Raw genomic sequence first — 20,366 nt, 5'->3', positions numbered from 1 at the left:
ATCTTTTTGCCTATATTTGTTGCAACTTAATTGCAATAAATAAATCCAACTCGATGAATAGGTACATCATTTTTTCACTTGTCGTCGCACACCACATGTGCCTCCCATCTTACGGGCAGGAAAAAAGCATCGAGCTTGAAGAAGTTAAAGTTGGCCGGCGACGTTACCATCGGGCAGCGGAAGGGATACTATCGATCCAGATGCTCAATGCCGACTCTATACAAAAATATCAAGCCGGGAGCTTAATGCAGACATTAAGCCGACTTCCTGGTGTCAATGCCATAGGCATAGGTGCCAATCAGTCCAAACCTCAGATTCGAGGACTCGGATTCAATCGTGTCGCTACGGTAGAAAACGGAATTAAACATCAAGGACAACAGTGGGGATTGGATCATGGATTGGAAATCGATCAATTCAGCGTAGGAAGTGCCGAGGTAATTAAAGGCTCCAGCTCATTTTTGTATGGCTCAGACGCCATTGGTGGCGTCATCCGACTATTGCCACCATCGGAACTACAGGACACAGGTTTTAGGGGGCACTTTAACTTACTGACCAAATCAAACAACGCTACCTTTGGCGGATCGTTTCAAGCACAAGGCCGAAAGGGGAATTGGGTCTTCGGCGGTGGCTTTACACATTTGGATTATGGCGATTATCGCGTCCCTACAGACACTGTTTATGTTTATAATTATGCGGTACGTCTAAAAGATCGCCATGTACGGAATACAGCCGGAAGAGAAACACATGTTCAATTACGCGGAGGCTACATGTCAGATCGTTTTTCCTCCATGTTGTATCTGAGTAATTACCATACTAAGTTTGGCTTCTTTGCTAATGCGCACGGCTTGGAACCTCGGGGTGTAGATACAGCTTTCTATGACAGATCGAGCCGGGACATTGGTTTTCCAAAACAGACTGTGAATCATTTGAAGCTGATTAACCGCAACTTTATCGACCTAAACAAGCATAAACTTTGGGTTGACTTGGGGTATCAAAAGAACTATCGTCAAGAATTCAATAATTACACGGCCCATGGCTATATGCCCCCCGTCTATCCAAAAGATATGACCATCCCCGCTAGTTTGGAAAGATCATATGACAAACAGATCTATAGTATTACTGTTAAAGATCAATTTGATTTGGCGGCGCATCGGCTAACGATTGGCTTAAACGGAGAATATCAGGACAATCAAATTGACGGTTGGAGTTTCCTGATTCCATCCTTTACGCAAAAAGCATTGGGTCTATTCGTTTATGATCAATTTGTAGTGGCCGATCATACCACGTTGTATGGTGCATTGCGGTACGATTATAGCCATATTCATACGTCATCCTATCAAGATTGGTTCTATTCGCAGCAGGAAGGCAACATGACCACAAGGATTGTTAGGGCATCGGCACTCCGCCGAAGTTTCAATAGCTTGGTCTGGTCTTTTGGGGCGGCTCGTCAATTTGGTTCTTTGGAGACAAAAATCAATATAGGCAAGAGTTTTAGGGCTCCAATTGCGCAGGAACTCGCTGCCAATGGAGTCAATTATCATTACTTCAGTTATGAAAAAGGCAATGGCTCATTGTCGCCCGAACAGTCCTATCAGATGGATTTATCATTAACATGGAATGGGAAAAAGGCCAATGTTGCCTTCACACCATTTTTTAATTACTTTGCGAATTATATCTACCTCAATCCGACCTCAAGCTACGATCAATACTACGGGGCAGGGAATCAAATTTTTGAATATACGGAGAGTCGGGTACGTCGTCATGGTGCAGAACTCAAACTTAGCTACCGGCCGCTGAAACAATGGAAATTAGAATTATTGGCTGAATACATCCGTTCGGAACAGCTATCGGGAGCAAAGAAAGGCTATACACTTCCCTTTTCTCCTGCGCCTTCCGCTTTGATAGACATCAGCTGGACAGCAAAAAATAGCAAGTGTTTTAAAGAGACTTACTTTTCCCTCGATTGTAAATGGACGGCAGCTCAGCATCATATTGTTCCTCCAGAGGAGATCACAGCTGCATATCAGGTGTTTAACTTTCGGACAGGAACGCAGCTGAATCTTTCGGGTTCTGACATCCAACTACGCCTGCAGATTCAAAATCTTTTTGATAAAAAATATATGGATCATACCAGCTTTTATCGTCTGATAGCATTACCGGAACAAGGGCGAAATTTTATGCTGTCCATCGGAATACCATTCGGGAAAAAGCCTCGCTCTTAAGATTATCAACAACTACACTCTTTCTCCGCAATGAACCAACGTCAGTCAATAGCCGATTACGGAAAGTACACCACAACAGATCATTGAGGAAGATAGAACAATAACTATTCATACATGAAAACAATTAAAAAGTACACAATCATTACAGTCATATTTGCCATGACTGTGGCCTGTAAGAAAGATAAGGAAAACATCGATACCGAAAAACCGACCATCGCCATCGATACCGAAAATGCTTTCCCAAAACAATGTAGCACAATTAAGCGAGGCACCAGTTTTACTTTCAGCAGTACACTATCGGACAATGTGGCGTTAGGAAGTTATAGCATCAATATACACCATAACTTTGACCATCATTCACACAGTACCGAAATCGGAGAGTGTACAATAGAGGCTATCAAAAAACCCGTAAAGCCTTTTGTTTTGGTTAAAACAGTTAATATTCCCGCGCAGCCACAGCGATATCATGCCGAGTTACAAATTGATGTCCCTGCAGATATCGATCCGGGCAATTATCATTTTATGATCCAGGTGACCGACCTCGCAGGATGGAGTAGTCAAAAGGGAATTAGCATCCGTATACTCGAGTAATACCATACTTATTTATCAACTCAATTTAATTAAATCCATTTTACATGAAAACTAGAAACATTCGCTTCCTCTTCCTGTTAAGTACTGTTCTTTTAGGCTTACTATCGTCCTGTAAGAAAGATAACGAGGAAATTTCAGCACTTGCAAAACCTCAGATAGGCGCACTCGAAATCGGGAGTGGAAACACTAAAACCGTGCAAGCAGGTTCAGATCTGCACCTAGAAGGTGAAATTGTCGCCGAAGGACTGATTGCTAAAATCGACATTGAGGTTCATCAAGAAGGTGGTGGCTCTTATAAGTTCACAAAAGCCTTTACTGACGGTAAATATATCGGCGTAAAAAATGTTACCTTCCATGAACACATTGATGTTCCTGCCGATGCTCCTGCTGGGGCTTATCATTTTCATCTTACAGTCACCGACAAAGCCGGAAATGCGACTACAGCAGAATCAGCATTAACGATTACGGCCGCCGATGTAAAACCGAGCTTTAAACTTGTCTTCACAGAAGTAACTGGAACAGCGCATGGAAACCATTTTCACGATCTAGCTGACAAGAGCAATGCAGAACCCATGACCCTCAACTTTAACGAAAAAGGTCAAGCTCTATCCGGTGGTCACGCGCACCTACATCCCGCAAAAATCTATAAAATTGAATTTAAACAATACGATGTATCAGCGCAGGAGATTCAAAATCAGTACATCCTTAATAAGGCTACTGCAGATTACTACAAAGCATTCCTATTAGGCGGATCATTTATTTTAAATCCTAACACCACTGGTGAAAATGGTGCGATATTTCAGACGCGTGAAACAAAATATGCCGATGGAACAACAATTAGTGATGCTACAGAAACAACCGGAATAATCACCTACTTTACCGCCGGTATCGTCAATGCTGGCGAAAAGCAAGTGCTCTTTGTATTAAGGAAATTAAAAGATGCTTCCACCAAAGCAACCATTACACGCACAGACTGGAACTTGTCTAATTATGAAGCCAAGTTTGCAGGTCAAGACCTCGTTAAGCTATCTTTCGAACTGCATGCAGAGGCAGGGGAAGATTAATAACATAAAAACGCACCTTGTCAACTTTCGAAATGACAAGGTGTACCTTTTTACCGTTACTTTAAACTCACATCCAAGTAAACCGAATGACGCCCATAGGTATCATAAAACGGTTTATAAAGCACATCGTCTATATAAAATTCCAATGTTTCTGGGTTTCCTTTAATAGATTTACCAATATCCTTTGCGTCTAAAGTTACTTTACGCCAATCTTTTCTTGCGGTACGTTCCTGAGCCGCCAAGAGAACGGGGCCATAAAATAGGCTTGCGATATTCGGCTGATCCATAACCGGGTCGAGATGGAAATCGAAGGGCATTTTTAGCTTAACCACATCACCATCTTTCCAGTTACGGTTTATGCTAAGATAAGTTCCAGGATCGGCGGCAATTTTTTGGTCAACTCCATTTATAGTAACGAAAAATCCCTTTGTCGCCCAACTTGGTACCCGAACATGAAGATCGAATTTGCCATTACCGCGTATGGTCAACGATGTATGATCTGCTTTTGGAAAATTTGTCTGTTGTTCAATCCTGATTCCCCGCTCTTTCCATTGCAAAGTAGAAGGGATATATAAATTAACATACAATGATTGATCATCTTTACTTCTAAAATAAATCGTATTCTGCAATTTGGTACTGCTCTCTATAGCCGTCCCATTACAACAGGTGAACCCGTGCATATCTGCATTTCCAAATTGTTTGATTGAACCAGGACGCAAAGGAACATGATAGGTATTTGCTGGACTATTCTCCGCAACGGAAGCTAAGATGTGATTATATAGTCCACGTTCATAGTAATCCATCAGCTCTGCACGCTGATCGAACATAAACAAATCACTCGTCAATTTCAGCATATTATAGGTTGCACAGGTTTCATTTTGGCCCCCTGCAGAAAATCCGTTTTGATATAATGTTGCAGGTTGACTGATGAAACATTCGGCATTGGCCGGATTCCTCGCCCCCGCCACGCCACCAATGCTATACATATAATCGCTGGTGACTTTATACCAAAAATTATCGGCTACCTTATAGTATTGAGGGTCATTTGATACACGGTATAGCTCCATGCTGCCTACAATTTGTGGGATATGCTGATTGGCGTGCAATCCTCTAAAAGTATCCACATTTTTTGCCAGTCCATGTGTATGTGCTGCATTACCGTAAAACAGATCAATGTTATCAAATAAACGGGCGGTTTTTAAATATTTTTGTTCACCCGTAACACGATACAACCTTGCCATCACTTCGTTCATCCCTCCAAACTCACCTGCGATATAGGTATTCCACATGTTGATTAATGTTTCGGTCGGGATATTGTTTAAACGCGTATACACCCAGTTGCCCATGCCTTGTGCGATTTCCAATGCTTTTTTATTTCCGCTTACTTCATAAACATCCATCAGACCGGCCAGGATCTTGTGCAGGGTGTAATAAGGTGCCCAAACCTGGTTCTTCTGCCCCCCATATTTAGCCCCATGTTCAAGCATTATAAACTGGTCGGGAGGATAGGCGCTAATAAATCCAAGTCCCCAGTTCCAATAATCTGTACGAATTCCTTCATCACTCAAATCAGAGTCATACGCTGATTTACCAGGACCAATAGGCACTGCCGCTGGATCAGCGACATATGCCTGCCCCGATTGCTTCGGTACACCCGACAATTTTGACAAAGCGTAAAGTTCATTGATCATCGTATCCATTTTACCCAAAAATTTTACTTGAAGGGCTTTGTCATACCCTGTACTGGCGTAAGCTTGCGCAATTGCTGTTAGGTAATGTCCAGTTGCATGACCTCGTAATTTGATATCCTGGCTATCCCATACATCCAGAGGCCTTGCACCCTTTGGTTGCTTTTGTCCAAAAGCGTGACGAAACATATAAAGAAAAGAATTGGGATCTGATGTAGCCAATATATCCATAAACTTATCACGGTTTTCAATAAACTTGGTGTGATGATGTCCTTCGTCTACATTAAGAGTCACCTGATCCAAATGGAAGGGTTCCAATTTTAAGTTAGGGATGTTAGAGTTTATCTTTCCCTTGACACTAACAATTGCTTTTGGTTGAAGATCCGTTCCGGGGATACGTCCAGTTATCGTGTAGGCTGTCTGCTGTAAAACTGTGCTATTATCGGTTGGAGACGGCCATAGCACCCGTACTTTCGGCCCTACCATACCATCTTTATAAGTACCGACGACATAATTAGGCAATCGTGGCAATTCCCCAACCTCCGTTTCTACGCTGACATCTGCGACTCCAGTTAAATAGGCATTATACAATTCTGCTTTATTCATCGGAAATCTAGGTAAATCATCCTCGGGCTTGCCTTTGGTGCTTGTATCTTCGTGTACGCCTTTCAATGCATTGCCATATACCGTGGCAATCTGGGCTCGACTAAGTGGCACCCGATAGACCCTGAAATCATGGAGCAAAGCATTTAAACTCGAATTGCCGCCCAATAGGGGCTTTCCAATCTGTAATTTCCTTTTGCTTCCCGGCTGTCCAAAAACTGCGCTCAGTTCTTGCGGAATATTTTTGACTTCTCCAACGGGCCTTCCGTCCAAATACGTTTGTAAAGCCCCTGTAGTAACATCGACCACAATGGCCAGATGCACCCATTTGTTCAACGGAACCGAAGGAGACGCTGCACTTTTTACTTCAGTCTTCTTTTGAGAAATAACACCCAAATATCCAGCTTTTTGCGCTGTTCCTGTCGGTGTTACTGCAAAATGCCTCGCAAGATCTTGTCCGAAGTCAAAAAGATATTGTTCAGGCTGCGCTGCCCTCAAGTACAACCAGCCTGTTATACTAATAGACTCCAAATCCGAGAGTACTTGCGACGGTAATACGACAAAATCATCTTTTCCCCCGGCTAGAGACAATACCTTTTTAAATTGCTTATCAGCTACAAATAATGCTTTCTCTCCTTGAAATTTACCATGCAGACCATTTCTTGACCAATCTTTTAAATCCCCATCAAAGACATAACGGGCCACCATTCCTGTCTCACCAATTCCATCCAATATCTGATCTCCACCTTGCGCTACCGCGACATCTATCGTTTTGATAAAAATCGTAAAAAGTATTGCGACATGTAATTTATATCTTTTCATAATATTATCTATTTCGTGTATTCATAATCTTCGGTTTACGTATTGCCCGGCACAATTGAGTGTGCTTAGCTACATGACGGACACTCTTCATTGATGTCTCCCTGACATTTATAAAATTAATCACAAAAGCTCATTATATATAGGTTTATTTTAGCCGATATTCTCCCGATTTTAACTAACACTCCTTCTAATAACGCTATCCTCAATTGAAAGAAAGCGCTATAATACCACGTATTCCCAAATACTCGAAGGTATTTTGTATTTTAGATTTGATAAGATATTCTATGGAAAAGCGAAATTCAAAAATTTGGGTGCCAGTTATTGGTCTGGATGGTTTCCGAAAAGAACAGACAGCAGGACGGGAAGAACTCCTATTTAACGAACTCCATGGCGAACGGCTTATCGAAAAACCGCATAAGCATGATTTTTTTATCATTAATCTGTTCCATAAAGCTTCTGGCGTACATACCATCGATTCTATCGACTATAGGATAAAAGATCATCAGGTCCATATTCTCTTTCCAGGCCAAATGCACAAGTGGCATATCTATGCCGATACTATAGCTTACCAACTCATGATTGAGCGCCCTCTCTTTGAACATTTTGCACCTTTTTTTCGCTTTTCTTTTACCAATTATCAAAACCATCCTGTCATTGATCTCTCTGCAGATTCCTTTGCACAATTACTTTATGAATTTGAATCCGTCAAACAAGAATTGAAAAGAGAAAACTCACTTATTCCTTTAATTAGTGCCCGAGCGGGCGTCATTGCCGCGATTGTAAGTCGAGAGGCAGAGTCTGCGTTCACCGAATTCAAGGTTTATCAATCTGTTCCGCGACTTGCTAAATTTAATATGCTCATTGACGAATTCTTCAGGGAACAGAAAATGGTGGCATTTTATGCCGAAAAACTTAATATTTCACCTAATTATCTTAATATTCTATGTAAAAAGCATTTAAAAATATCTGCTACACAGCTTATCCACCAACGAATAAACATTGAAGCAAAACGGCTCTTACAAAGCTCCGAACGGTCCATCAAAGAAATTGCCTTTGAGTTGGGATTCGCAGATCAAGCTTATTTTTCGAATTTCTTTAAACTGCAGATAGGTACCAGTCCCAGTGACTTTAGAGACAATCGTCAAGCGGGGGAGACAATAAGTTTGTTAAGAAGAAAATGAAAAATAGATAAATTACACAAGAAATGGCAGATATCTCCCAGCAAAAATAGCACGACAGTCCTATAAATTTGTAACCTACAATACCAGATGCTTTTTTTAGACAACTATGCGCTTATGAAATCAATGGCCTTTACCCGCAAGGAATTTATTAGAAACTCTACGTTAGCACTTGCGGGTTCGACACTTATACCAGCAATGTTATTTGCAGAAAACCGACATAAAATGGTGAACCAAAACCTATTGAGCGACTCCGCGATGCAAAAAAACTATACATTAAAAAATGTGTTGCTAGAAACGGGCTTTGAGTACGATACTGGTGGCCATGTGATTTCAACAACGACAGGCCTATTTTCTATTCAGATTGCTAACGGGAAGATCAAGGCTATAAGTTCCAATATTAATGCTTCCGATGCTATCGACGCAAAAGGGCTTTTGATGCTACCCTCTTTCCGCGATATGCACATCCATTTGGACAAAACCTATTATGGTGACAAGTGGCAGGCAGTAAGGCAAAGGGCCGGAGGTGTAAAAGGCATGATTGCCCTCGAAGAGAAAATTCTGCCCGAACTATTAAAAAATGCAACCTATAAAGCAGAAAAGCTGATCGAACTATTGCAAGGTAATGGTACTACTTTCGCACGCAGTCATGTTAATATTGAACCGACATCCAAACTAGACGCTTTAAGTAAGCTACAACTGGCACTGGAAAACAAGAAAGACGGATTCGGGGCTGAACTGGTTGCTTTTCCGCAGCACGGTGTATACTATACTGACTCGGTGCCCTACCTTAAGGAAGCCGCCAAAACCAATATTGATTTTATCGGTGGAGTCGACCCATTTTCCATTGATGGGGCTATTGAAAAAACAATGGATTTTACGGTTCAGCTGGCATTAGATCATAACAAGGGAATTGACATTCATTTGCACGAATCGGGTGAATCAGGCTTGAAAACCGTAGAGTACTTAATTAACAAAGTGAACGAGAATCCAGTTCTTAAAGGTAAGACCTACATCAGCCATTGTTTTGTATTGGGTCGATTGGAAAAATCCAAACAACAAGAAATGGCAGAAAAACTTTGCGACGCACAAATTGGCATTATTTCTACAATTCCATTCGGTGGATTAATTATGCCAATCCCAACCTTACTAGAGAACAACGTTGAAGTGATGACGGGAAATGACAGTATTGTAGACCATTGGAACACATTTGGTACGGGTAGTGTCTTACAAAAAGCCAATCTTGCGGCTCAGGTTTATGGCCAAACAACTGAATTTGGCTTATCTCGCATGCTCAAGCTTGCCACTGCTGGTCCCACTCCTTTGGACGACAAAGGCAATATGCAATGGCCCAAAGTCGGAGATAGTGCAGATATTGCCTTACTCGAAGCCAGCTGTTCCGCAGAAGCAGTTTCAAGAATATCTCCAGTGAAATCGCTGATCTATAAAGGAAATATTGTCTTCTAGTTGGAAGGCAGTATTTCCTTTATAGATCCTACGCTCGGCCGCCTATTTATTTCTTAAAACGTTTTATAATCCACGGTTCAATACGATCACTTAAGAAATAAGCAAGTGCTAGCATCAGCATTACAACAGCCGAAAGGAGCACGTATTTATTGATATACGGATAGAGCTGATTAAAAATGATAAACCCTATATGCTGGTGGATTAAATACAGGGGATAGGTCAACATGCCAATTTTAACAAACTTGGACGAATTAATAAACTGAAGTTTTTTACAGGAAACCAGTAACATAAGTAAGTAAAACACGACAATGGCGGTCCCAATGATATAAGGAGAAAAATCACTATGAAAAGTACGCTCCAGCCAGTGAATTCGACCAATAGCGCTGTCGATCGAAATGTACAAGCACCAAAGTAGGGCGATCATATGCTTTATTTTTACTCCATGCAAAAAAATTTGGCAACATATAATTCCCGCAATAAAGTAGGCACTCCAATCGAGTAAAAAAAACTCGTGGAGTCCATCATACATTTCGGACGGTCCGAAAAAAAAACGTAGACTCGACAATAACAGCCAAAAATAAACCAGGTAATCTAATCCTACTCTTTTAAATTGATTTAGAATCAGGAATAAGACTATGATCAGGTAAAATTTCAACTCAACATAAAGTGACCAGTAGGCACCATCTACATCGCCTTGTCCCCATAATTTCTGCGTCATCGTCAGATTGGCCAGTAGCTGAGTAAATGTTACATGATAACGCGGCGCGCCAAAAAAATAGGTAATCACACAGGTCAGCAGCAAGCAGATCCAATACATCGGGTACAAGCGCTTAAATCGAGAATAGCAGAATTTACGCAACGATAGATGCTTGATAGAGAAAGCGATCACAAAACCGCTGATGATAAAAAATAGGTCGACGCCCAGATAACCATATTTGACATAGTCACCAACGCCATCAAAACGCAAAAGAGACATATTTCCAGCAGCAGCCCCGCGATACATATAATGATAAAACACTACTGCTGATGCTGCAATAAATCGAAAAAAATCGATTTGATAAATTCTTTTGGACTCCAACATTTGGCTGCAAATATACGCGGTTTCTCCCATCTACTCAACTTTATAACATCATCATGTGACTTCTGCTCATTGCATTTAGCACAGTTGCTAATTAACTTTACTAGAGTTTAATCCAATAAAATAGAGGAAATTATGAAAAAGAACCTATTTATACCCCTCATTGCGCTTGTAGCCATATGTTTTGGAAATCAAGCCAAAGCCCAAGTGACGGCAACCTCCCAACCTGTTACTGTAAATATCAACTTGACAGATGCCATATCAATCACCTTAGGTGCAACCCCAACAGTTAATTTTACGTATACAACTGCGGCTGATTATACTGCTTCAAAAACTATTGAGAAAGCAGGTCATTTTACGGTAGTGAGCAATAAACCGTATAACCTCACTGTTGCGGCAACTGCCGCATTTACGCCTGCAGGGGGGCCCGCTTTGGATATTGTAACGGTGAATGTACCTTCCACTTCGGCCAATGGGGGTACTCCAGAAGCGAATGTACCATTAAGTACAACCCCGGCCGCTTTAGTCAACGGTTCGACTGCAACCACGGGGGCTAGCTACACCGTGGATTATACCATAGCAGATCCTGCATCGCTTTTAAATCTTGGTGCATCGGCCTATAGTACAACAGTCACTTATACCGCAACACAACTCTAACTGGAAAGATAATTTTATCCGTGAGATATTATTTAACACTATTCGTCATTTGTATCTGTAATACCCTGATCTATGGACAGGGTATTTCGATTTCTCCATCCCGCATTTTTTTTACTGGCGATCCAGGGCAGACAGTTTCTCAGATCATTACATTTAGCAACACCTCGAACACTGAACTCTATTTTGTCGCCAATCTTAAAGATTGGGATCGCGATTCGATTGGGGTAAAAAAATATTATTCTGAAGGCCAAAAACCGCAATCAAATGCGGCTTGGCTTACGCTATCGGAAAACACGGTACGTTTGGCTCCAGGAGAGACCAAATCGGTAAATCTTTCCATGACTATCCCAAAAAACCCAGCGTCCCTGCAGCTAACCAACACGATGCTCTTCTTTACACAAGTGAAGGAACAGAAAGCTGCACTCAAAAATGGTCTTCATATGAACGTACTAATCGAAGTAGGCATCCAAATTTACCATACCCCTTCAGGATTAAACCCCGGGGATCTGGAATTCCTTGCTTTCGAGGACAGGCATGTCATTCCAGGTCATACAGGTCAGCCGGTGCGCCGGATGGACATACACGTTAAAAACACAGGGCAGATTAATAAGGATGCCTATGTGCGCTTTGAGCTGACCAATACAGAGACAGGCGAAGAAATACCCGTTAAGACTGTCGCTATTGCGATGCTCCCCCACTCGGATCAATGGGTGCAAATCGATCTTCCAGAGAAACTTGTCGCAGGAAATTATCTTGCCGTTGCAATATTAGATGCCGGTAGCCAATATGATTTGAAAATTGCAGAAAAAGAAATTACATATTAAGTGGAATTTTGTGGTATATTTCCTAGGCTTATTAAGCCTATATGGATATAGTACTTATGGGCAGACGACATCTCTGACGCTACCTCAAGCCAATATACAGGCTAGAACCGACTATAATACAGCTATCAACGCTGGCACTTATACCAGTGTAATTACCTTACTTCCTTCTTTTTCAGTAAAATCCAATACCTCAATTTTTAACAGCACCACTAGTGGCAGTTTTCCAGTCGGTGCAGTGCATATGAAACTTTCGAGTATTGGTAGCCTTGTATTACTTGGCTTAACCGGAAACAATGAAGTTGCCCTATCACCCGGGGGCGGTTTACTCTATACGGCGGTGGCAAGTGTTGCTTCCGGTGCGATAGCCGCCAATGCACGCATTGTTACAGCAGGGCAGACTTGGACTGCGGGGGTATTTACTGATGCTGTCAGCTTTTACACGCAAGGCCTGTTGGCGGGGTCAATCTCTCCCGCCAGCTTCACGCTATCCATCAACGTACCCGGATTTATCAGTCCTCCAGGCAACATAGGAACAACAACTATCGTGGTAAACAATCTTAATTTTTATCGTTCTGCTAATGGAATCACTGCCAGTCAAATTATACTGGTATCAAGTACCGTACCTTATATTCCTAGTGTCAGGACTGGTAACGCCCAATTTAATTTTAACACAACCTTTCCCTACAACGCCTTGCCTGTTCCACCTGTCTCAACAGTGAGCGCCGCACTCAGCGGAGTCGGAACAGCAACTGCCACCAATTTGTCTACCAACGATCAGGCGCTTACAAGTGCTGCCGGAATAGCTGTCCCTACCAATAACAGCAGCTCAATCACACACACATACACCATTAGCAACACGTCCCTAAAAAATAACTTTAAACAAGCCGGAACTTACACAGTTCCTCTCACCTACACTTGGAACAAATTATCTTCAGCCTATCCTACAGCTCCAGTGCAGGCGCAGGCTACTGGCAGCTTGAATATTGTGGTCAGCGACCTCGGAGAAATAATCGCAAATCAGCAATCCGTTAATCTTCCTTTTACTACGACCAGTAATTATATTAACGGTGTCAGTACGAATATGGCTACCCACTTAAAGCTGAGTAAGACCACACCCTACAACTTGTATGTACGAGCCACTTCTTCTAGTTTTACCTCAGGGGTCAATAGTATCCCGTTAAGTGTTTTGCGTATCGGTCCAATGGCTGGGCAAACTGGAGTAAATACAGTTACGCTATCCACAACAGCCCAACAGCTTATCCAAAATGCCGATCCTATCATCGATCGAACACTCGATATGCAGTACAGCATCCCCGCATCGCAGACTAGCAATCTTCTGGGCAAACCTGCCGGCACATATACCGCGAACATCGTCTATAGCTTTGTCGCTCCCTAAAATCTTTTAATACCGACTTTGCGCCTCTGATCCCGGTAGCGCAAGGATGGTAGCTCAATCAATCCTTCGGCTTTTATTTCTACTTCGCAATTCGAATTTTCAATGACAAAAGGCATTCCTTCTGTTTCGACCGTCAGCCTATAAAAACCGATAGGCAGATAAAAAACATATTCTCCCGCTTCGTTGGTCAAGGTGTTATATTTCTTGCCCTGCCTATCATTCGCCGTAATTCTGATACCGCTCAAATCAGGCTTAGACTCCAAGTATTTACTGGCAACTAATTGTATATTCCCTTTTACAGATTTTGTTTTGACCAGCGGGATGTCCATCGACTGATTTTTCGTCAGTACAATGGTCGATGGTCCCTGAAAAATCCAGCCTTGATGGTTTTCTGTACGAATGGAAAAAGAGCCCGCTTCCATGTCAACAAACTTGACTCGTCCCTTTTCATCTGTTATGGCAACTTCCTTTCCGACGCGAATCAGCATAGATTCTACGACTGGTTCGTCATTCTCTCGAATGCCATTGTTATTTCTATCATCAAAACAGGTCAGCTGCAAACGATACCCCCTAACGTGGCCCCTATGACCAAAACTCTTTTCAATTCCAATTCTGATTTGTCTGTTATTAAATGAATACCGATCTAGTGGCTGCTGCACAGGAGAAGTCACTGGATCGGTCTTAAAAAGCAGCTTACCTTTAATAAAGGTATAAAAGATATCTGCAGTGAGGTTCCAGCTATTCTTCATCCGCCAACGGACGTTCCCATTTAAGGAAAAATTATTACTTCTCGAAAAGCCGTAATAACTATACATCGCTGCAAGCTGAACTTGTAAATTATGTGCAAATGCGTCAAAGTGCGTGTTTGGTCCTAGTGAATACATCCTATAGTTAGCATTCGCATAAGTAGCGAAAAGATCACTCAAATAATAGGGGTTGATCTGCACAAACGTGTTAATCCCAAAGAGCGCGTGATCATAATTACCTGATACACGCAATGAATGAAAAGGAGCGATAGGCAGTTCAGCTGTATTTTTATAGGTGTAACCATAATCTGTATGCAGCGAGAAGCGATGGTTCTTGGTAAAAAAATTAAGATCTGCAACAGTTCTTAACGAACTGGACTTCCAGTTTGCCGCATCAGTTCCCAATTCCAACCAACTGTGGTAATCTGCAAATTGATTCATCCAATAAGGTCTTAAATCAACCTTTATTCGCCCGAGCGCAGTACGATATCCAAGCTCATAAATTTCAATTCGACTGCTGCTGCTAAAAAAGTAATTCCTATCTCCAGCTTGGTAACTGGGCCTATTATCCATAAAACTCATCCTAACGGAGACACTCTTCGTTTTCTCGAGCGGAATGAGGACACGTGAGTCCGACTGCAAGAGCCCTCTTCTGAGGCCTACATAATAGGGAGAACTGTAGTAATTGTTACTGGAAACCTGGAAGCCGGCGAATATTCCAGTATAATTTATGCCAGCGGCCAAACCCGTTTGATGCCCGTCAGCATCCAGCTGTTCGATACTAACCCCACCTTCCCAGATGAGGTGTTGTTTTTCGCTCCAGTCTTTATAGCCTTTTCCACTAAACAGATGGTTTCGGACAGTTCGGTAATTATCTTTGCTGTGCAAATAGACCAAGCTACTTTCTTGATTTTTTTCTGATTTAAAAGCATACTTAAGTCCTAAAACCCCACCCCGGTGGGAAAAAGTGTTCATCTCATTCCAAAGGAAATAATTGTTTTGAACTGCATATGCGCTAATCGAACGCGACTTATCAAATTTATAGCTTGCTCTCACTCCACGACCGTTCACATATTGATCTAGATTTTCGTAAATATTGCCAGCTTTCACCCCCCATTTTTCCGTCTGATAATTCAAATAACTATCATATATATTGAACACGCGTTGGCTTCTAAAATAGTCCATGTTCATACGATAGGTCAAGGATTTCTCATTACCTAGCCCAAGATTTCCATATCCCTGAAGCTGGTAAACGGCTATATTCTGATCCATATTAAGATAGCGTAAGGCAAACATATTGTTGTAAGGCTGATTCTGTAAGCTCATCGCTGAGCCGAACCGCGTTACGTTTCCTACGGTCAGGATATGTATACTGCAGGGGGCAAGCTGCTTGCCCCCTGCTTCGACCGCTGTTACCGTCAGGTTAACATCTGTGGCAATCCTTTTTGTCCGCATACGAGCTGTAAAGGTCAATAACGACCGTTCTCCAGCAGGCAATGTCATCGGTAAAGTTTCACCCACGATCTCCATTTCGGGAGGCAAGTTAGCAAACTGCAGCTGAAAAGTAAGCGGTATTAAACCCGTATTGACGATGCGCACCATAAACTGTGTCAGTCCAGTTGACTGATCAATAAAATACTCTGGTTGTTCAGGCTGAATTAATAGTGATGCCTGAAGATCCAGTTTTGTAAAAAAAGCTCGGCTTGGTTGTACATTTAATGAAATGTCCTCCGAATTGAGCCTGATGCTAAATTCTTGTCTTGCTTCGGAGATCGTCTGCCTATCACTTATGTATTTTAACGGAAAAGTTTTAGTTTCATGGGGTTTCAGCGGTATAAATGGTGGTAATTTTATTAATCCCTGCAAAACTTTCGTATCATTAGCCTCGGGATAGAGTTCAATGGCTCTATCCATGTAGTTGACAATGGTTAACTTATTGGAAAAGGTTTTGGATGCTGAGATAGAGATGGAGTCGTATTCGAAATGGTAGGCAACATCATATCGTTGCTGACTTTTAGCTATGGATAAGAAAAAAGCCGAGCTGCAGAGAAGAAACGCAAAAATCAAATGGCTTCTTATTGACATAGCATATCATTCAAGTAACCATAAAAATGAGGCTAAAATTATTGAGATCGAAATTTAGGCAGTCACATGTTCATGTAATGAATTATCAAGCATTCAATTGCGCAATCAATTCACCTTTGCTATTAATCTGAAACTTTCTATAGATTCGTTTGATGTAAATACGGACAGTGTCCAATGATATGGCATATTTTTGGGCAATCATTTTATAGCTGAGGCCTTCAAGAATACCATTGGCAATCTGTAATTCTCGCGCAGTAAGTAAATTTTCCGATTGTTTGGCACTAAAAGCCTGCTCAATTAAAGCGCGATTCACAAAAGGGCTAATAAAAGAACCATTTCCCAGAGTCATTGCTATTGCATTTTTTAAAGATTGAAGACATGTCTTCTTTAACATATAACCCACAGCGCCCTGCCTAAAGCAACTACGTACCTTCTTGATATCACAATTATTGGTCAACACTAGTATTTCAGCACTTGGAAATACACTTTTAGCACGTTCAACAATTAAACCATCCGGATGATCAATATCCACAATCATCACATCCGGCACTTGATCGTACGCTGTAGATGCAAGTGTCCCCTGATCGAAAAGCACCTCTATTGGTATAGCTGATTCAGATTTATTTTTTTCCGAGATGATCTTTTTTGTCTCTGCCCGTTCTTGCTTATCTATGTCAATTATCCCAACTGTAATCATGATATTTTACAATTTATTAAACTGAAAATTATAGGATCTCTTTTAAAATATCATAATCTAACTCCAAAAAACAATTGTCAAACGTATAAACAATTGCAACCTTTAATTATTTTTAAAGAAAAACCACGCCTAAAATAAAATTTGAAAAAGAATTAAATTTTGATATTTAGATATAAATCTAATAATAATTTATATTATAAGCAAAAACAAAAACAGAAAATGAGCGCAATAAATATAATATTTATTTTCTAAGAACTCATATTTCACTCTAAGAAAAATATCAATATTTCATATTTCAGGGGTTTTTAAAACCATAAATCATAGGTTGTATTTTTAAGAATGTTATTTATATTTGACAAAAAAAATCCAATGAACCACATCTATATCTTTCTGTTTATTAATTTCTTAACTTTAATACCCAATTGTCTTTATGCACAAAGCACTGGATGGGAAAAAGTCAACAAACAGCTTGAAACAGTTAGTGGTGATTCTGCACGCATATTAGTTTATTACAAAGTCGCATCAGAAATTTATAAGAGTACCCCTCAAGACGCGCAGGAGATTGTATCCAAGGGACTAGATCTGGCGGAAACAAAGAAATTTGAGGCATTGGCAATTGACCTGCTCAACCTCCAAGGAGTTATTTACCTGAAATTAAACAACTTTGACGAAAGTATTAAAACCCACTTTAGGGTGCTCAAAAGACGAGAAGAGCGAAATGACAAAAAGGGGATGATGCTTTCTTTCTTGAATATTGGCAATGTATTCAATAAGAGTTATGATCCAGAACAAGCCTTAAAATATTACCAACGCGCATTAGATCTGGCCAAAGAAATTCATGATATTCGAAATCGTGCAAACATATCGACCAATATAGGCAATATTTATGCGCAAAAAGCACTAAATGGTGAGCAAAAGAAAGATGTATCCAATGCGATCGATTATTTAGTTAAAACAGTTGAATTCTGTAAAGCAAACGCCCCTGAGGTTGACCTGTTCAATACCTACATTTTATTGAGCTACCTTTACCTAAAAGCAGACAAACTCGAATGGAGCACATACTATACCGATCTTGCCATCGACATTACTTCAAAGAAAAAAGATCCCGTAGGTGAAAGTTATGCCAGGATCAATCGTGCAAATATCTACGTTAAAGAAAAACGCTTTGATTTGGCTACACAAGAAGTTACCCTCATTAAAAGCATCATTGCTAAAAGTGGGCTTAGCAATCTAACTGAAGAACTTCAAGGTGATTTTGATAAAATAGCGAAGGCTGTTAAAGAGCAAGATGAACATTTAATTCTCAGCGATCAAGATAGTTCGGATCGAAAGTTCCATGAAGATGCTGAGGTCTTACGTGTAAGAATTAGGGAAGAACTTCGGGAGAAATATGAAAGCGAAAAGAAAGAGCTCGAAAATAAAAATCTAATATTGGAAAACGCTTCCATCGAACGTGAAGCACATTGGGTAAAATTGATGTGGCTGGCCACCTTTTTTGTTCTATTAATCTTTTTTGTGTTGGTTCTGCTATTGGTCAAAAAGAACCGGTTATTACGGAAAGAAAAACAAAAGGTCGATGATCAAGCTGCTGAGATCAGGCATCAACATGAAGAACTGGTTCAGGCAGACCGATTTCGATCTACTATATTTTCCGTCGTATCCCATGATCTTCGAAGTCCTTTATCAACTTTTCAAGCGCTACTTTCTGTATCAAAAATTGTCGATCTTCCAGCTCACGAAATCAAAAGCATGTTAATTACTATTGGTAATCAAGTCACTACAGCGTCCAAAATGCTCGACAGTTTACTCGTTTGGTCTTCACAGCAGATGGCGAATGAAAAGCTTGACATGCAGGAAATTGTACCGTTTCAAATTGTAAAAGAATGTGATGAGTTGTTCATTGATCGGATTAATCTAAAAAATTTAGTTATAGATGTCCGTATTTCTCCGCAATTGACCATTCGTAGTGATCTTAAACGATTTGAATTTATCATTCGAAATATCTTCAACAACGCAATCAAATTTAGCTTTAGTGGCAAATCCATTATTTTTAATCAGCGTGAAACCGATAGTGAAGTTCTTATATCGATTACAGATCAGGGTGTAGGAATGGACGAGCGAAAAATTACCGCACTTAAAAGTATGCAGAAACAACAAACTAGTTTAGAAGGCACATTTGAAGAAAAGGGTGCTGGTATCGGTTTAATGCTCTGTCATGAGTTTGCAAACCGAATGGGCTACTCGATTACAGTGGAGAGCAGCGAAGGTTTTGGAAGTACGTTTACCCTTCATATCCCTAAATAGCATTCTGCTAATTTAGGGATAGTTAAGAGCCTTTAACAATTCTTTTCAAATACTCTCCATAACCTGACTTACAGAGTGGCCCAGAAATTTTCAGTAGCTGCTGCTTATCAATGTAACCCATTCTGTAGGCAACTTCTTCTATTGCTCCTATTTTCATTCCTTGCCGCTCCTCTATCACTTGCACAAATTGCCCTGCTTGCATGAGAGACTGGATCGTTCCGGTATCCAACCAAGCTGTACCACGATCAAAAATTCCGACCTTTAATTTACCGCGGCGTAGATACTCTTTATTGATATCTGTTATCTCCAGTTCTCCACGGGGGGAAGGTGCTATATTTTTTGCGATACTAACCACTTCGTTATCATAAAAATAAATTCCCGGAACAGCATAATTCGATTTGGGTGATTGCGGCTTCTCTTCAATAGAAATCACATTATTTGTTTCATCAAATTCAACTACTCCATACCGTTCGGGGTCCTGCACTGGATAGGCGAAGACCACTCCGCCATCAGGGTCTGAAGAAGACTGCAATAGCTTTGAAAGTCCAGAGCTGTAAAATATATTATCCCCTAAAATCAGGGCTACTTTATCATCACCAATAAATTCTTCTCCCAACAAAAATGCCTGTGCAAGCCCGTCTGGACTAGGTTGCTCTTTATATTCAAAACGGCACCCTAATTGCGATCCATCACCTAATAACTTTTCAAAGTTAGGTAGATCCTGTGGAGTGGATATAATCAAAATTTCACGTATTCCGGCCAGCATCAAGGTAGACAACGGATAATATATCATGGGTTTATCATATACGGGCATCAATTGTTTACTTACAGCAAGCGTCAGCGGATGCAATCGCGTGCCTGAGCCGCCAGCCAATATAATTCCTTTCATTTTAATGTTATTTAGGGAAGAAGACTTTACGATACTAATGTCGACAAAGCCTCTT

Annotated in this window: 14 protein-coding genes; 9 read left to right on the top strand and 5 right to left on the bottom strand. The window is 40.9% G+C overall.

The annotated features are described in order from the left end of the window. The first annotated feature begins 53 nt into the window (after nt 1–53). The 3 genes from B2W36_RS07865 to B2W36_RS07855 all read left to right on the top strand — a co-directional run bounded on the left by B2W36_RS07865 (nt 54) and on the right by B2W36_RS07855 (nt 3,877). The gene (locus B2W36_RS07865; RefSeq protein ID WP_293887320.1) at nt 54–2,222 is read left to right on the top strand and encodes a TonB-dependent receptor; all 2,169 of its coding nucleotides are present in this window, start codon (nt 54–56) and stop codon (nt 2,220–2,222) included. Nucleotides 2,223–2,336: 114 nt separating this feature from the next. Beyond that, entirely contained in the window at nt 2,337–2,813 is a 477-nt protein-coding gene (locus B2W36_RS07860) for a DUF4625 domain-containing protein (protein WP_293887318.1), read from the top strand. A gap of 44 nt (nt 2,814–2,857) precedes the next feature. Next, nucleotides 2,858–3,877, top strand: coding sequence for a DUF4625 domain-containing protein (locus tag B2W36_RS07855; protein ID WP_293887317.1), 1,020 nt, complete (start codon nt 2,858–2,860; stop codon nt 3,875–3,877). A 56-nt stretch (nt 3,878–3,933) separates the two neighbouring features. Here the strand turns inward: B2W36_RS07855 and B2W36_RS07850 are convergent, their stop codons facing one another. Continuing rightward, nucleotides 3,934–6,990: a beta-L-arabinofuranosidase domain-containing protein gene (locus tag B2W36_RS07850; protein ID WP_293887315.1), complete on the bottom strand. Its 3,057-nt coding sequence runs from the start codon at nt 6,988–6,990 to the stop codon at nt 3,934–3,936. Between the two features lie 284 nt (nt 6,991–7,274). On the opposite strand from B2W36_RS07850, the gene B2W36_RS07845 reads away from it, so the two are divergent. Together B2W36_RS07845 and B2W36_RS07840 are read left to right on the top strand one after the other, a co-directional pair. Then, nucleotides 7,275–8,171, top strand: a complete 897-nt coding sequence (locus B2W36_RS07845; RefSeq protein WP_293887313.1) for a helix-turn-helix domain-containing protein — start codon at nt 7,275–7,277, stop codon at nt 8,169–8,171. Nucleotides 8,172–8,258: 87 nt separating this feature from the next. After that, nucleotides 8,259–9,635, top strand: coding sequence for an amidohydrolase (locus tag B2W36_RS07840; RefSeq protein ID WP_293887311.1), 1,377 nt, complete (start codon nt 8,259–8,261; stop codon nt 9,633–9,635). Nucleotides 9,636–9,681: 46 nt separating this feature from the next. Here the strand turns inward: B2W36_RS07840 and B2W36_RS07835 are convergent, their stop codons facing one another. Beyond that, complete coding sequence (locus tag B2W36_RS07835) at nt 9,682–10,746, bottom strand: acyltransferase family protein (RefSeq protein WP_293887309.1); 1,065 nt, start codon at nt 10,744–10,746, stop codon at nt 9,682–9,684. A 102-nt stretch (nt 10,747–10,848) separates the two neighbouring features. Here B2W36_RS07835 and B2W36_RS07830 point away from each other — a divergent pair, with 102 nt between their 5' ends. Genes B2W36_RS07830 through B2W36_RS07820 form a run of 3 tightly spaced genes read left to right on the top strand, consistent with a single transcriptional unit; the run spans nt 10,849 to nt 13,590 of the window. After that, nucleotides 10,849–11,370 (top strand): hypothetical protein, encoded by a 522-nt coding sequence (locus B2W36_RS07830; RefSeq protein ID WP_293887307.1) that lies wholly within the window; start codon nt 10,849–10,851, stop codon nt 11,368–11,370. A 20-nt stretch (nt 11,371–11,390) separates the two neighbouring features. Continuing rightward, entirely contained in the window at nt 11,391–12,194 is an 804-nt protein-coding gene (locus tag B2W36_RS07825) for a hypothetical protein (RefSeq protein WP_293887305.1), read from the top strand. Nucleotides 12,195–12,204: 10 nt separating this feature from the next. Beyond that, nucleotides 12,205–13,590 carry a hypothetical protein gene (locus tag B2W36_RS07820; protein ID WP_293887303.1) on the top strand — a complete coding sequence of 462 codons (1,386 nt, stop codon included), beginning with the start codon at nt 12,205–12,207 and terminating at the stop codon, nt 13,588–13,590. Here B2W36_RS07820 and B2W36_RS07815 read toward each other — a convergent pair. Next, nucleotides 13,587–16,421 (bottom strand): MSCRAMM family protein, encoded by a 2,835-nt coding sequence (locus B2W36_RS07815; RefSeq protein ID WP_293887301.1) that lies wholly within the window; start codon nt 16,419–16,421, stop codon nt 13,587–13,589. The genes B2W36_RS07820 and B2W36_RS07815 overlap by 4 nt on opposite strands. An 85-nt stretch (nt 16,422–16,506) precedes the next feature. Next, nucleotides 16,507–17,118: a LuxR C-terminal-related transcriptional regulator gene (locus B2W36_RS07810; protein WP_293887299.1), complete on the bottom strand. Its 612-nt coding sequence runs from the start codon at nt 17,116–17,118 to the stop codon at nt 16,507–16,509. A gap of 369 nt (nt 17,119–17,487) precedes the next feature. Between B2W36_RS07810 and B2W36_RS07805 the strand changes: the two genes are divergently transcribed. Further along, on the top strand, nt 17,488–19,422 hold the full coding sequence (locus B2W36_RS07805; protein WP_293887297.1) for a tetratricopeptide repeat-containing sensor histidine kinase: 1,935 nt from the start codon (nt 17,488–17,490) through the stop codon (nt 19,420–19,422). Between the two features lie 22 nt (nt 19,423–19,444). On the opposite strand, the gene rfbA is transcribed toward B2W36_RS07805, so the two are convergent. Then, nucleotides 19,445–20,311: a glucose-1-phosphate thymidylyltransferase RfbA gene (gene rfbA / locus B2W36_RS07800; protein WP_293887295.1), complete on the bottom strand. Its 867-nt coding sequence runs from the start codon at nt 20,309–20,311 to the stop codon at nt 19,445–19,447. Between the last annotated feature and the right edge of the window lie 55 nt (nt 20,312–20,366).

It is taken from the genome of Sphingobacterium sp. UBA3549, assembly GCF_002376635.1.
Lineage (GTDB): Bacteria > Bacteroidota > Bacteroidia > Sphingobacteriales > Sphingobacteriaceae > Sphingobacterium.
This window is presented reverse-complemented; position numbering and strand designations above follow the sequence as displayed.

What these genes read in the sequence shown, in the direction of transcription:
- B2W36_RS07805 (WP_293887297.1), top strand. Translation starts at nt 17,488, where the DNA reads ATGAACCACATCTATATCTTTCTGTTTATTAATTTCTTAACTTTAATA.
- B2W36_RS07865 (WP_293887320.1), top strand. Translation starts at nt 54, where the DNA reads ATGAATAGGTACATCATTTTTTCACTTGTCGTCGCACACCACATGTGC.
- B2W36_RS07840 (WP_293887311.1), top strand. Translation starts at nt 8,259, where the DNA reads ATGCTTTTTTTAGACAACTATGCGCTTATGAAATCAATGGCCTTTACC.
- B2W36_RS07830 (WP_293887307.1), top strand. Translation starts at nt 10,849, where the DNA reads ATGAAAAAGAACCTATTTATACCCCTCATTGCGCTTGTAGCCATATGT.
- B2W36_RS07815 (WP_293887301.1), bottom strand. Translation starts at nt 16,421, where the DNA reads ATGTCAATAAGAAGCCATTTGATTTTTGCGTTTCTTCTCTGCAGCTCG.
- B2W36_RS07860 (WP_293887318.1), top strand. Translation starts at nt 2,337, where the DNA reads ATGAAAACAATTAAAAAGTACACAATCATTACAGTCATATTTGCCATG.
- B2W36_RS07810 (WP_293887299.1), bottom strand. Translation starts at nt 17,118, where the DNA reads ATGATTACAGTTGGGATAATTGACATAGATAAGCAAGAACGGGCAGAG.
- B2W36_RS07855 (WP_293887317.1), top strand. Translation starts at nt 2,858, where the DNA reads ATGAAAACTAGAAACATTCGCTTCCTCTTCCTGTTAAGTACTGTTCTT.
- B2W36_RS07835 (WP_293887309.1), bottom strand. Translation starts at nt 10,746, where the DNA reads ATGGGAGAAACCGCGTATATTTGCAGCCAAATGTTGGAGTCCAAAAGA.
- B2W36_RS07850 (WP_293887315.1), bottom strand. Translation starts at nt 6,990, where the DNA reads ATGAAAAGATATAAATTACATGTCGCAATACTTTTTACGATTTTTATC.
- B2W36_RS07845 (WP_293887313.1), top strand. Translation starts at nt 7,275, where the DNA reads ATGGAAAAGCGAAATTCAAAAATTTGGGTGCCAGTTATTGGTCTGGAT.
- rfbA (WP_293887295.1), bottom strand. Translation starts at nt 20,311, where the DNA reads ATGAAAGGAATTATATTGGCTGGCGGCTCAGGCACGCGATTGCATCCG.